The sequence below is a fragment of the Cryobacterium sp. MP_M3 genome (genome assembly GCF_015752155.1).
GTDB lineage: Bacteria > Actinomycetota > Actinomycetes > Actinomycetales > Microbacteriaceae > Cryobacterium.
The window spans coordinates 191,362-204,176 of the sequence record NZ_JADOVI010000001.1 but is presented as its reverse complement, the minus strand read 5'-3'; the positions used below and the strand labels follow the sequence as shown (position 1 = coordinate 204,176).

Annotated in this window: 13 protein-coding genes and 1 tRNA gene; 8 read left to right on the top strand and 6 right to left on the bottom strand. The window is 68.8% G+C overall.

The genetic code is table 11. The features are described from left to right. Positions 1-24: 24 nt before the first annotated feature. Positions 25-1,212 (bottom strand): CaiB/BaiF CoA-transferase family protein, encoded by a 1,188-nt coding sequence (locus IWX89_RS00920; protein ID WP_196901717.1) that lies wholly within the window; start codon positions 1,210-1,212, stop codon positions 25-27. A gap of 124 nt (positions 1,213-1,336) precedes the next feature. On the opposite strand from IWX89_RS00920, the gene IWX89_RS00915 reads away from it, so the two are divergent. The 5 genes from IWX89_RS00915 (at position 1,337) to IWX89_RS00895 (ending at position 6,588) form a co-directional block, all read left to right on the top strand. Continuing rightward, positions 1,337-2,113: a GntR family transcriptional regulator gene (locus IWX89_RS00915; protein WP_196901715.1), complete on the top strand. Its 777-nt coding sequence runs from the start codon at positions 1,337-1,339 to the stop codon at positions 2,111-2,113. Continuing rightward, positions 2,085-2,924: a cache domain-containing protein gene (locus IWX89_RS00910; protein WP_196901714.1), complete on the top strand. Its 840-nt coding sequence runs from the start codon at positions 2,085-2,087 to the stop codon at positions 2,922-2,924. Before IWX89_RS00915 ends, IWX89_RS00910 begins: the two co-directional genes overlap by 29 nt. A 103-nt stretch (positions 2,925-3,027) precedes the next feature. Then, positions 3,028-4,461 carry an aminobutyraldehyde dehydrogenase gene (locus IWX89_RS00905; protein WP_196901712.1) on the top strand — a complete coding sequence of 478 codons (1,434 nt, stop codon included), beginning with the start codon at positions 3,028-3,030 and terminating at the stop codon, positions 4,459-4,461. Between the two features lie 74 nt (positions 4,462-4,535). Next, on the top strand, positions 4,536-4,913 hold the full coding sequence (locus IWX89_RS00900) for a VOC family protein (RefSeq protein WP_196902093.1): 378 nt from the start codon (positions 4,536-4,538) through the stop codon (positions 4,911-4,913). A 148-nt stretch (positions 4,914-5,061) separates the two neighbouring features. Beyond that, positions 5,062-6,588, top strand: coding sequence for an APC family permease (locus IWX89_RS00895; RefSeq protein WP_196901710.1), 1,527 nt, complete (start codon positions 5,062-5,064; stop codon positions 6,586-6,588). Positions 6,589-6,678: 90 nt separating this feature from the next. Here the strand turns inward: IWX89_RS00895 and rplA are convergent, their stop codons facing one another. The 5 genes from rplA to IWX89_RS00870 all read right to left on the bottom strand — a co-directional run bounded on the left by rplA (position 6,679) and on the right by IWX89_RS00870 (position 9,414). After that, a complete protein-coding gene (gene rplA / locus IWX89_RS00890; protein WP_134506161.1) occupies positions 6,679-7,368 on the bottom strand; it encodes a 50S ribosomal protein L1 in 690 nt (229 codons plus the stop codon). Between the two features lie 92 nt (positions 7,369-7,460). Next, positions 7,461-7,892 (bottom strand): 50S ribosomal protein L11, encoded by a 432-nt coding sequence (rplK, locus tag IWX89_RS00885; RefSeq protein ID WP_134424703.1) that lies wholly within the window; start codon positions 7,890-7,892, stop codon positions 7,461-7,463. 84 nt (positions 7,893-7,976) lie between these two features. Continuing rightward, positions 7,977-8,930 carry a transcription termination/antitermination protein NusG gene (gene nusG / locus IWX89_RS00880; protein ID WP_196901709.1) on the bottom strand — a complete coding sequence of 318 codons (954 nt, stop codon included), beginning with the start codon at positions 8,928-8,930 and terminating at the stop codon, positions 7,977-7,979. Between the two features lie 93 nt (positions 8,931-9,023). Further along, positions 9,024-9,299: a preprotein translocase subunit SecE gene (gene secE, locus IWX89_RS00875; protein WP_134524136.1), complete on the bottom strand. Its 276-nt coding sequence runs from the start codon at positions 9,297-9,299 to the stop codon at positions 9,024-9,026. A gap of 42 nt (positions 9,300-9,341) precedes the next feature. Further along, positions 9,342-9,414 (bottom strand) — tRNA-Trp (locus tag IWX89_RS00870). A 222-nt stretch (positions 9,415-9,636) separates the two neighbouring features. Between IWX89_RS00870 and IWX89_RS00865 the strand changes: the two genes are divergently transcribed. The 3 genes from IWX89_RS00865 to IWX89_RS00855 all read left to right on the top strand — a co-directional run bounded on the left by IWX89_RS00865 (position 9,637) and on the right by IWX89_RS00855 (position 12,793). Continuing rightward, positions 9,637-10,839 (top strand): pyridoxal phosphate-dependent aminotransferase, encoded by a 1,203-nt coding sequence (locus tag IWX89_RS00865; protein ID WP_196901707.1) that lies wholly within the window; start codon positions 9,637-9,639, stop codon positions 10,837-10,839. Positions 10,840-10,979: 140 nt separating this feature from the next. After that, on the top strand, positions 10,980-11,918 hold the full coding sequence (locus IWX89_RS00860) for an ABC transporter ATP-binding protein (RefSeq protein ID WP_196901705.1): 939 nt from the start codon (positions 10,980-10,982) through the stop codon (positions 11,916-11,918). Continuing rightward, the gene (locus IWX89_RS00855) at positions 11,915-12,793 is read left to right on the top strand and encodes an ABC transporter permease (RefSeq protein WP_196901703.1); all 879 of its coding nucleotides are present in this window, start codon (positions 11,915-11,917) and stop codon (positions 12,791-12,793) included. The genes IWX89_RS00860 and IWX89_RS00855 overlap by 4 nt, the downstream gene beginning before the upstream one ends. The last annotated feature ends 22 nt before the right edge of the window (positions 12,794-12,815 follow it).

Genomic DNA, 12,815 nt, shown 5'->3' with positions numbered 1-12,815 from the left:
AAACAGGGGTCAACGGAATGGGGGTCAGCGGGGCGGACCCGGTGAAGCGGGGTCCGGGCGGAGCCAGTCGGCGCCGTCGTGTTCGCCGAGCCTCGGCGGCGGCAGGAGGTAGCCGGGCGGCCGGCCGGCGAGGTGGATGGGGTTGGCGACCTGCCGGCTGCCGGACACCTCGACCACCGGGGCGAGCCCCAGCGCGGTGGCGAAGGCGAACGCCTCGTCGACCGTGTTGACCAGGCCGGCCGGCACCCCGGCATCCGTCAAGGTGGCAACCCACTCGGCGGCCGGCCGCGCGCTCAGCAGCCGTTCGAGCAGCGTCTTGAGCTCGGCGCGGTGCTGCACACGGGCCGTGTTGCCCTCGAAACGGGGGTCGGCGGCCACCTCCGGAGCCCCGAGCAGCCGCACGAGGGTGCGGAACTGGCGGTCGTTGCCCACGGCGATCACGAGCGGCCGGTCCTGCCCGGCGAAGAGTTCGTAGGGCGCGATGCTCGGGTGCGCGTTGCCGAGCCGGGCCGGCGACCGGCCGGTGGCCAGGGTGCCCGCGGCCTGGTTGGTGAGCGCGGAGAGCAGGGTGCCCATCAGGTCGACCTCGACCCGTTCGCCGGACGCGGCACCGCCGGCGGAGCGGGAGGCATCACGGGCGCGGAGGGCGAGCAGGATGCCGCTGAGGGCGTTCAGCCCGGCGAGCACGTCGACCAGGGCCACACCGACCTTGCTCGGGTCACCGTCGGGGTCGCCGGTCACGCTCATCAGGCCGCCGACCGCCTGCACCAGCAGGTCGTAGCCGGGCAGCCGGGCGCCGGCGCCACCGCCGAAGCCGGTGATCGAGCAGTAGACGACCCCCGGGTTGGCCGTGGCCACGGCGTCGAAGCCCAGCCCGAACCGGTCGAGCACCCCGGGCCGGAAGTTCTCGACGACGACGTCCGCCGTCTCGGCCAGGTGCCGGGCGGTCGCGAGGCCCGCCGGGGTGGCCAGGTCGCAGACGACCGAGCGCTTGTTGCGGTTCACCGCGCCGAAGTAGGTGGACTCCCCCTGCGCGTCGACGGGCGGGAGCCACTGGCGGGTGTCGTCGCCCTGCGGGCTCTCGATCTTGATCACGTCCGCGCCGAAATCCGCGAGCATCATCGTGGCGTACGGGCCGGCGAGCACGCGGGAGAAATCGGCGACCCGTACCCCGGCCAACGGGCGGTTCCGCCCGGCCGTCTCCTGCAGCAATCGCCCACCTCGGTCCCGGTTTCACGACGGATCACCGGGCACCGGCAATGGTCGCACTTGATGTCATCCTATGTCGCATGATTAAGGTCCCGCCACCCGGCAGGGCGTCGGCTAGATTGGGCCTATGAAGGCTCAGCTGCGACCCGGCGCCCGGGAAGCGATCTTCGCGCAGCTCATCGAAGCCGGCCGCGCCGAGCAGGTTGCGCGCCGCCTCACCGACGCCATCATCCTCGGCGTGCTCACCCCGGGCGAGCGCCTCCCGAGCGAGCAGGAGCTGGCCCGCCGCTTCGGCGTCGCCCTGATCACTGTGCGCGAAGGCCTGGTCATCCTGCGCGACGCCGGCCTGGTCGAGACGCGGCGCGGGCGCGGCGGCGGCAGCTTCGTGATCAAGGCGGATGCCCCGCACGGCACGCTGCTGCAGGCCCGGCTGCGCGGCCTCGCCCAGGTCGAGCTCTCGGACCTCGCCGTGTACTTCTCGACGATCGCGGAAGGCTGCGCCGAACGAGCCGCCCTCCGCGCCTCCGCCGCCGACGCCGAACGCCTGCACGCCTGGCTGCTCCACGCCGACTTCTCGACCACCGCGGGCGCCCGTACCAACGCCGGCGGGTTCTACCTCGAACTCGCCGTGCTCAGCCAGTCGGCGCGACTCGTCCGCGAGCAGATCCGCCTCCAGGCCGAATTCGGCCCGCTGCTCCTGCTCGGCCTCGGTGACCCTGACACCCGCGCCCGGGTCACCGGGCTGAACGGCCGGATCGCCCTGGCCATCACCGACGGCGACGGCCAGGCCGCCCGCACCCTCGTCGCCGACCAGGTGCGGCTGCTCGGTGAGTGGCTGCTGACCATGAAGGCCCGGATCGAGCGAGGAGGACACCTTGACGACGTCATCGTCGACGACGCCTGAGACCGTCAGGCCCACGGCTCACCCGGCCGGGCCGGCCACCGCGGAGGACTGTGCGATCGAGGTCGGCGAGATCTTCGCGCGGGTGTTCCGTACCCTGGACGACTGGCGTGAGCGCATTGCCGCCGCCGTTCCCGACCGGGCCGACCTCGACATCCTCGTCGAGTCGCTCGTGGTGCCCGCGCTGATCGCCTCCGCGGACTCCCCCGCCACCGACGCCCCGCCGGCCACCGAATCGCTCCTGATCGGCGCTGGCTTCATCGCCGCCCCGCAGTACGTCAACGGCCGCGACGCGCACTTCGCCTGGTGGCTCGGCCCGCTCGCCTCGAATCCGCTGCTGGGCAACACGAGCGGCGCCAGCCGGCTCGACCTGGCCACCCGGGTGCACACCGAGTACCTCCGCGACTTCCGCGAACTCGAGTGGTACGCGGTGCCGGAGGCCACGAACCGGACCCACGTGACAGGCCCCTACGTCGACCAGCTCTGCACCTGCGACTACATCATCACCCTCACCATGCCGGTGCGGCTGGGCGAGCGGATGATCGGGGTCGTCGGCGCCGACGTCTACGTGAAGCGCCTGGAACAGGTGCTGCTGCCGCACTTCCTCGCCCTGCCGGGGCCGGTCGTGCTCGTGAACCAGTCGGGCCGCGTCGTGATCTCGACCGAGCCGACGCTCCCGGCCGGCGACATCCTGCCGAACCGGCGGCATCCGGCCGACGGCTTCGCCCTGCTCCCCTGCCCGGGCACCCCGTTCCTCCTCGCGACCCGCGTTGCCACCCCCATCGTCACCCCCGTCGCCACTCCCGCAATTTAAACATTGCATTCCAGATGATTTAGGGTAACGTCGTCCACGGCGAGCCACCGGCTCCCGGGCGAGGCAGCACTGCCGGGCTCACCGCACTCCCGAAAGGCCGGCCATGCCCATCCGCGAACTCCGCAACTTCGTCAATGGAGGCTACGTCGACTCCGCCGCCACCGACCGGCTCGACATCATCAACCCGGCCACCGAGGAGGTCTACGCGCAGACGCCCGTTTCCACCGAGGCGGATGTCGCGGCCGCCTACGGCGCGGCCGCCACAGCCTTCGAGACCTGGGGCGAGACGACCCCGGGCGAACGCCAGCGGGCACTGCTGCGGTTCGCCGACGCCCTCGAGGCCCGCGCCGAAGAGATCGCCGACGTGGAGAGCGAGAACACCGGCAAGCCGCGCGCCGGAATCGTCGGCGACGAGGTCGAGGTGATGATCGACCAGGTGCGGTTCTTCGCCGGGGCCGCCCGCGTGCTCGAAGGCAAGTCGGCCGGGGAGTACCTCAAGGACCACACCTCGATGGTGCGGCGCGAGCCGATCGGCGTGATCGGCCAGGTCACCCCGTGGAACTACCCGATGATGATGGCGATCTGGAAGATCGCCCCTGCCCTCGCGGCCGGCAACACCGTCGTGCTCAAGCCCTCCGACTCGACGCCCGTGTCCACGCTGCTGCTGGCCGAGATCGCCGCCGAGTTCCTGCCCGCCGGTGCCTTCAACGTCGTCGCCGGCAACCGTGAGACCGGCCGCGCCCTGGTCACCGACCGCACGCCGCAGATGGTCTCGATCACCGGTTCGGTGCGCGCCGGCATGGAGGTCGCCGGCACCGCGGCCCTCGACCTCAAACGCGTGCACCTCGAGCTCGGCGGCAAGGCCCCGGTGATCGTGTTCAACGACGCCGACATCCAGGCCGCCGTCGAGGGAATCACCGCTGCCGCGTTCTACAACGGCGGCCAGGACTGCACCGCCGCCACCCGGTTGCTCGTCCAGGAGGGCATCCACGACGAGTTCGTCGCCGCCCTGGCCGCGCACGCCAGGAAGAACGCCCGCACCGGCGGGCCGCGCGAGGAGGGCATCCTCTTCGGCGCCCTCTCCAGCGCCGACCATCTCGCCCGGATCGAGGGCGTGATCGACCGGCTGCCCGACCACGCCGAGATCGTCCTCGGTGGACACCGCCAGGGCAGCGTGGGCTACTTCCACGAGGCGACGATCGTCGCCAACCTGCGCCAGAGCGATGAGGCCGTGCAGGAGGAGTTCTTCGGCCCGGTGATCACGGCGCAGAAGTTCACCGACGAGGGGGAGGCGCTCGCCTGGGCGAACGATGTGCAGTACGGCTTGGCCTCGTCGGTCTGGACGAAGGATCACGCGACCGCGATGCGGATGGCCAAGCGGCTCTCCTTCGGCTGCGTCTGGATCAATACGCATATCCCGCTCGTCGCCGAAATGCCGCATGGCGGGTTCAAGCACTCCGGCTACGGCAAGGACCTCTCGATGTACGGCCTCGAGGACTACACCCGGATCAAGCACGTGATGAGCTACATCGGCTGACCACCTGCCTGCCCCCGTCGGCCCGGGGGTGGACAGGGCGGCCCGGTCAACGGATGATCGTGGTGGAGGACACCATGGAGATCCTGCAGGTTGCCCAGCACGCCGACGATCTCGACCGGGCGGCCGCCTTCTACGAGCTGCTGCTCGGGGGCCCGCCGGCCGCCCGGTTCGATCCCCCCGGCCTGCTCTTCTTCAACGTGGGCCGGTCCCGCCTGCTGCTCGAGCGGGCGGCGCCGCCCGCCCTCGTCTACCTGCAGGTCGACGACGTCGCGGCGACGGTCGAACGGCTCCGCGGGTTGCAGGTGGAGATCGTCGACCTGCCGCACATCATCTTCAGCCACACCGACGACTCACTCGGTCCGGCCGGCACCGACGAGTGGATGGCGTTCATCCGCGACAGCGAGGGCAACACGGTCGGGCTGGTCAGCCACGAGCCGCGCCACGACCCCTAGCCCGCTACGCGCCGCAACACGCCGGAGAATGAATCATTCGGTTCTATACCTTTTGGCGTTGCCGGTCCAGTATGTTGAGCACACACAATGAGGTGTCGCGGCCAGGTGGGTGGCTGCCCGTCCCTCCGGCTTGATCGGAAAGGTCATCATGAACGACAACCCGTCCCCGCAGAAGGGGCTCGGCGACAGCGAGCACCTCAAGGCCCTCGGCTACGAGAACTCCTTCCACCGCTCCATGGGCCTCTGGGCGAACTTCGCCCTCGGCTTCACCTACCTCTCCCCGCTCGTCGGCGTGTACTCGCTGTTCGCGCTCGCCCTCAGCACGGGCGGGCCGCCCTCGATCTTCTGGCTGATCATCGTCGGCACCGGCCAGCTGCTGGTCGCGCTCGTCTTCGGCGAGGTCGTGTCGCAGTATCCGATCGCGGGCGGGATCTACCCGTGGACGCGCAGGCTCTGGGGCAAGCGTTACGCCTGGATGGCGGCCTGGGTCTACGTCTGGGCGATGATCGTGACCATCACCGCGGTCGCCGAGTTCGGCACGGGCTTCCTGGCCAGCCTTATCAACGCCCCGGTGACCAATGAGGTGACCCTGGGCCTGTCGGTGCTCTTCCTCGTGGTCGCGTTCGGCCTGAACTTCTCCGGCACGAAGACACTCGGCCGGGTCGCCCGGATCGGCCTCGCCGCCGAACTCGTCGGCGTCGTCGGGCTCGGCCTCTATCTCTTGATCTTCCAGCGCAAGCAAGAGTTCAGCGTCTTCTTCGACACCATGGGCGTGCAGGGCAACGGCAGCTACGTCGCCGCGTTCCTCGGCGCGGCCCTCGCCGGGCTGTTCCTGTTCTACGGTTTCGAGGCCTGCGGGGACGTGGCGGAGGAGGTCGAGAACCCGGCCAGGGGCATCCCCCGGGCGATGATCCTGACCATCCTCGTCGGCGGGGTCTCGGCCCTGTTCTCCTTCGGCGGTTACGTGCTGGCCGCCCCCGACCTCCAGGCCATCGTCACCGGGAAGGACATCGACCCGATCCCCGCGATCCTCGACGCTTCGCTCGGAACCGTCGGTGCGAAGATCTTCCTCGTGGTCGCGCTCACCGCGTTCCTGTCCTGTGTGCTGAGCCTGCAGGCCGCAGCCAGCCGGCTCCTGTTCTCGTTCGCGCGGGACGGGATGATCCCCGGCCACGCCTGGCTCTCCCGGGTGTCCCCCCGCACTGCGGTACCGGTGAACGCCCTGATCGTCGCCTGCACGATCCCCCTCCTGCTGTGCCTGCTCATCTACGTGGGAGGCAGCACGCTGCTGGCCCGGATCACGGCCTTCGCGGTGATCGGCATCTACGTGGCGTTCCAGGCCGTGGTGCTCGCCGCGCTCCGGCAGCGGATCAAGGGCTGGCGTCCGGCCGGGCCGTTCAACCTGGGCCGGTTCGGTTTCGTCATCAACGTGGTCGCCCTCGCCTACGGGATCTTCGCGATGGTGCTGCTGGCCAGGCCGGGCGCGACCGGGGTGTTCCTCGACGACTGGATCGTGCTGATCGGGCTTGCCGTCGTGATGGGCAGCGGGCTGCTCTACCTGTTCATCGCCAAGCCGCACAGCGCCTCGCACCAGCCGGAGGGTGACGCGATCGCGGTGGCCGCGATGCTGCGGGCGCACCCTGACAACGCGCGGGCGACATCCGTCACCGACTGAGCGCCGTTCGGCCGGACACCGTCCGGCCGAACCCGGCTTAACGAACGAAGGGCCCGTCTCGCGACGGGCCCTTCGTGATGGTGCGCGTGCTTAGATGCTGTTCACATCGAGCGGGATGCCGGGGCCGAACGTGGTCGACACGGCGCCCTTCATGATGTAGCGGCCCTTGGAGGAGCTGGGCTTGAGGCGCACGATCTCCTCGAGCGCTGCGGCGATGTTCTCGTTCAGCTGCTCGGCGGTGAAGGATGCCTTGCCCACGACGAACTGCACGTTGGCGTGCTTGTCGACGCGGAATTCGATCTTTCCGCCCTTGATGTCGGACACGGCCTTCGCGACGTCGGGCGTCACGGTGCCGGTCTTCGGGTTCGGCATGAGGCCACGCGGGCCGAGAACCTTTCCGAGACGGCCGACCTTGCCCATGAGCTCCGGGGTGGAGACGGCGGAGTCGAACGAGGTGTAGCCGGCGGCCACCTTCTCGATCAGCTCGTCGCCACCGACCTCGTCGGCGCCGGCTGCGATGGCAGCGTCGGCTGCCGGGCCGGTTGCGAAGACGATGACGCGGGCGGTGCGACCGGTTCCGTGAGGAAGAATAACGGTTCCACGCACCATCTGGTCCGCCTTGCGCGGGTCGACGCCGAGCTTGAGGGCAACCTCAACGGTCGAGTTGAAGTTCGCCGAACCGGTCTCGCGGGCCAGCGTGACGGCCTCGACGGGGGTGTAGAACTTGTCGGCTTCGATCTTTTCGGCCGCGGCCCGGTAGGCCTTTGACTTCTGTGCCATTTGAATCTCCTGTACAAAAATTTGAGAGTGTGGTGCGAGCCTGGCTGGCTCTTCCACGTACTGCTGGGTGGCGGGATGCCGGAGGTTGAGGCTTAGGCCTCGACCGTGATGCCCATGGAGCGGGCCGTGCCGGCGATGATCTTCGACGCAGCGTCGAGGTCGTTCGCGTTGAGGTCGACCATCTTGGCTTCGGCGATCTCGCGAACCTGTGCCTTGGTGAGCTTCGCAACCTTGACGGTGTGCGGGGTGCCACTGCCCTTGGCGACGCCGGCAGCCTTCTTGATGAGCTCCGCCGCGGGCGGGGTCTTCAGGATGAAAGTGAATGAACGGTCGTCGTAGACGGTGATCTCCACCGGGATGACGTTGCCGCGCTGGGATTCCGTCTGGGCGTTGTAGGCCTTGCAGAATTCCATGATGTTGACGCCGTGCTGACCAAGCGCCGGCCCGATGGGCGGTGCGGGGTTGGCGGCGCCGGCCTTGATCTGAAGCTTGATCAGACCAGTTACCTTCTTCTTCGGTGCCATTGTTCTTCCTTCTTTGTGATGACGAGCAGCCGCGAGGGCCGCTCTCCCGGTGGCCCGGACGGGCCCCGGTGAACTGGAAACGTTTTAGAGCTTGGTGACCTGGTCGAAGCTGAGCTCGACCGGGGTCTCGCGCTCGAACAGGGACACCAGCACGATGAGCTTGCCGCTCTCCGCCTTGATCTCGCTGATCGATCCGGGCAGGCCCGCGAACGAGCCTTCCTTGATCGTGATGGTCTCGCCGATTTCGTAGTCGATCTCGGCCGGGAGGGCGCGGGTCGGAACCTTGCCGCCGTGGCCTGCGCCGGACTTCGCGGTGGGGACTTCCTGGATCTCGACGAGGCTCTTCAGCATGCCGAACGCCTCTTCGAAACGGAGGGGGGTCGGGTTGTGGGCGTTGCCGACGAAGCCGGTGACGCCGGGGGTGTGACGAACCACGGACCAGCTGTCTTCGTTGAGGTCCATCCGCACCAGCACGTAGCCGGGGATGCGGACGCGAGTGACCATCTTGCGCTGGCCGTTCTTGATCTCGACGACGTCTTCCATCGGAACCTCGACCTGGTAGATGAAATCTTCCATGGCCATCGACTGCTTGCGGTTCTCGATGTTCGACTTCACTCGGCGTTCGAAGCCGGCGTAGGAGTGGATGACGAACCACTTGCCGGGCTGGAAGCGCAGTTCCTTGCGGAACTCGGCGTACGGGTCCTCGTCGACGGCTTCCTCGGCGGCGGCCTCGGTTGCCTCTTCGTCCTGCACGGCCTCGGCGGACGCATCCGCTTCGTCGGCGGAGTCGATGTCGAGGGCGTCGTCGACGAGCGCGTCGGCCTCGGGGTCGACCGATTCGGCGAGCGCGTCAAGCGCGGCGTCGAGGTTGTCTTCGACGCCGACGCTCGGGTCGAACACGTGCACGGCTGCCTGCTCGGCGGCCTCTACGGAATCTTCTTCGGCGGCGAGGGTGTTGCCCTCCTGCGCCTCGTCTTCGTCTGAGGACTGTTCGGCAGCGGTGGCCCAGTCGACATCGTCGTGATTCGTCTCAGTCACTAAATCTCAATCCTTATCTATTGCCTGGGCACGAAAGCGTGACCCGTTCAGCGTTGCCATGAATCCTTGCGGGAGCCGCCTGGCGGCATCCGTTCAGCCGCTTGGCGTTCCGAACACGTATGTCACGACGAGCGCGAACACCCAGTCGAGTGCGGAAACCAGGGCCATCATGATCACCACGAAGACCAGCACGACACCCGTGTAGCTCAGGAGTTCCTTTCGGGTCGGCGTGACGACCTTGCGGAGCTCCGCCATGACCTGCTTGATGAACAGGGACATCCGAGCGAAGGGACCGCGCTTGGAATCGCGCGCCATTCTCGCGTTCGCGACGATTTCCTCACTGGGTTCGTCGACAACTTTTCGGGCCACCTGTTCACACCTTTCATGGGCCGACGGAATGCCACCGACTTGCAGGGCGGACAGGACTCGAACCTGCAACCTGCGGTTTTGGAGACCGCTGCTCTACCAATTGAGCCACCACCCTATGGAGAGAATCCTGAGCGCCATTCGACTTCGCGGCTTTCAGACGAGTCCATCGGACACACCAAAAAGGGCGCAAAAAAGCATGGCAGAATTCAACTACCTCGATCAAGTCTAGGTCACTCCGGGACGAGAGTAAAGCCGGGGCACCGCGGGGGCCGGGCATGCTCCGAGATTCACCTCCCCGCACCTTCGCCGGAGTGGCCGCCCGCCGTATGCTCGAAGCGTGGCTCACGAACTCAAGCGAATCTCTACTCGGATCGGCTCCATCGCGGAGTCGGCGACCCTCAAGGTCGACGGCAAGGCCAAGGCGCTCCAGGCGGCCGGCCGGCCGGTGATCAGTTTCGCCGCGGGCGAGCCTGACTTCCCCACCCCTCCGCACATCGTCGAGGCGGCGCTCCTGGCGGTGTCGGACCCGAAGAACCACCGCTACACCCCGGCGGCGGGGCTGCCCGACCTGCGCGAGGCCATCGCGTCCAAAACCCTCCGGGACAGCGGGCTGGCGATCTCACCCAGCCAGGTCGTCGTCACCAACGGTGGCAAGCAGGCGGTCTACCAGGCCTTCGCCACGCTGCTCGACCCGGGCGACGAGGTCATCGTCCCCACCCCGTACTGGACCACCTACCCCGAGTCGATCCGGCTGGCCGGCGGCGTGCAGGTCGACGTCTTCGCCGGCGCCGACCAGGGCTACCTCGTCACCGTCGAGCAGCTCGAGGCGGCGCGCACCCCGCGCACCAAGGTGCTGCTCTTCGTGTCCCCGTCGAACCCGACCGGCGCGGTCTACTCTCCCGAGCAGACGAAGGCGATCGGCGAGTGGGCCGAGGAGCACGGCCTGTGGATCATCAGCGATGAGATCTACCAGAACCTCACCTACGACGGGGTGCGCGCCGTGTCGATCGTCGAGGCCGTTCCCGCCCTGGCCGACCGCACCATCCTGGTCAACGGCGTCGCCAAGACCTACGCGATGACCGGCTGGCGCCTCGGCTGGATGGTGGGCCCGCAGGACGCGATCAAGGCCGCCGCCAACCTGCAGTCGCACCTGTCCTCGAACGTCTCGAACATCTCCCAGCGCGCCGGCATCGCCGCCCTGACCGGGCCGCAGGATGCCGCGTTCGCCATGCGGGACGCCTTCGACCGCCGCCGCAAGGTCATCGTCTCCGAACTGAACAAGATCCCCGGCATGGTGACGCCGACCCCGCAGGGCGCGTTCTACGTCTACCCCGACGTCACCGGCCTGCTCGGCCGCACCTGGGGCGGCGTCACCCCGACGACGTCCCTCGAACTCGCCGACCTGATCCTCGACCAGGTCGAGGTGGCCGCGGTCCCGGGTGAAGCCTTCGGCCCGAGCGGCTACCTCCGCTTCTCCTACGCGCTCGGCGACGCCCAGCTCCTCGAGGGCGTCCAGCGCCTGCAGCGCCTCTTCGCCTAGCTCCCCCTCCCCTCCCCAAACGCTCACTCGGGGTTCCGCGAGAGTGCGGCTGACCTGGCGGGGGCATCCGTCGACCGGTGGATGGGCAGGTCGGCCAGGTGACGCTTCCGCGCGGCGCTCGGGAGTGGGACTCTACTGGTATGGAATCCTCATCCCCGGTCGTGCGCGTGCGCGACCTGCACAAGTCCTACGGGAGCTTCGAGGCCCTCGGCGGCATCAGCTTCGACATCCGGGCGGGCGAAACGTTCGCGCTGCTCGGCCCGAACGGGGCAGGCAAGAGCACCGCGATCGAGATCCTCGAGGGCTACCGCGACCGCAGCTCCGGCGAGGTGAGCGTGCTCGGCGCCGACCCGCAGCGGGCCGGCCGCGCCTGGAAGGCCCGCCTCGGGATCGTGCTCCAGTCCACCGGAGAAAGCGGCAACGTCACCGTGACCGAGCAGCTCAGCCACTTCGCCGGCCTCTACCCGAACCCGCGGCCGGTCGCCGAGGTGATCGACGCGGTCGGCCTCGCCTCGAAGGCGAAGACCCGGATCAGCCGGCTGTCCGGCGGGCAGCGGCGCCGGGTGGATGTCGCGCTCGGCATCATCGGACGGCCGGAGCTCCTGTTCCTCGACGAGCCGACCACGGGCTTCGACCCCGAGGCAAGGCACCAGTTCTGGGATCTGGTGCGCCGGCTCAAGGCGGAGGGCACGACCATCCTCCTCACCACCCACTACCTCGACGAGGCGGCGCAGCTCGGCGACCGCGCCGGCGTGATCAACGACGGCCGGCTCATCGACATCGGCACCATCGCCGAGATCGGCGGGGCGGAGGCACGGGTGCCGCTGGTGCGCTGGCGGGACGCCGGGGGGGTACTGCACGAGGTGCGCAGCGAGGAGCCGGCCCGCATCGTGGCCGGGCTCGCCGCCGACGGCGGGGAACCGGCCGACCTCGAAGTCATCCGGCCGAGCCTGGAGGACGTCTACCTGGGCCTCGTCCGCGGCCACCGCACCAGCGGAGGCGCAGACGCCACCGGCGACGGGAACGGCGCCACCGCCGGCCCGGACGGCGCCACCAGCGACGAGGAGGTGCTCGCATGAGCGCCGTCGACAGCACCACCGGCCACCACGCCGCCACCGGCGACCCGTCCCTCGGCGGGCTGGGCGGCATCCTCCGCCTCGGCGCAGCCCGGGTGGTCTACGAGACGCGGGTCTACTTCCGCAGCCCCGACAGCGTCTTCTTCACCTTCCTGTTCCCGTTCATCATGCTCGGCATCTTCACGGCGGCGTTCGGGTCGGCGGGGAACATCGGCACGAACCCCGACGGCACCGGCGGCATCAGCGTCGGCGCGTACTACCTGCCAGGGATGCTGGCCGCGGGGATGCTCTTGTCGGGCGTGCAGAACCTCGCCGTGGACATCGCCGGGGAGAAGGGCGACGGCACCCTCAAACGGCTCGGCGGCACCCCGCTCTCCCCGTTGAGCTACTTCATGGGCAAGATCGGCGAGGTGCTGGTGACCGGGGCGATCCAGGCGGCGCTTCTGATCCTGGTCGCCCGGTTCGTGCTCGGCATCGACCTGCCCACCGAACCGGGGAAGTGGCTGACCTTCGCCTGGGTCTTCCTGTTCGGTGTGATCACCTGCGCGTTCCTCGGCATTGCGCTCTCGGCCCTCCCCCGCTCCGGCAAGAGCGCCACCGCCGTGGTGATCCCGATCGTGCTGATCCTCCAGTTCATCTCGGGCGTCTACCTGCAGTTCTACGTGCTGCCGGAATGGATGCAGAACGTGGCCGGCCTGTTCCCGCTCAAATGGATGGCGCAGGGCATGCGCGGGGTGTTCCTGCCCGAGAGCTTCGCCGGCCTGGAGCAGTCCGGCTCGTGGGACTTCCCGTTGGTGGCGCTCAACCTCGGCATCTGGCTCGTGGTCGGGCTCGTGCTCAGCCGGGTGACGTTCCGATGGATCCGGAAGGACTCCTGAACACGGGCCGGGCGGCATCCGA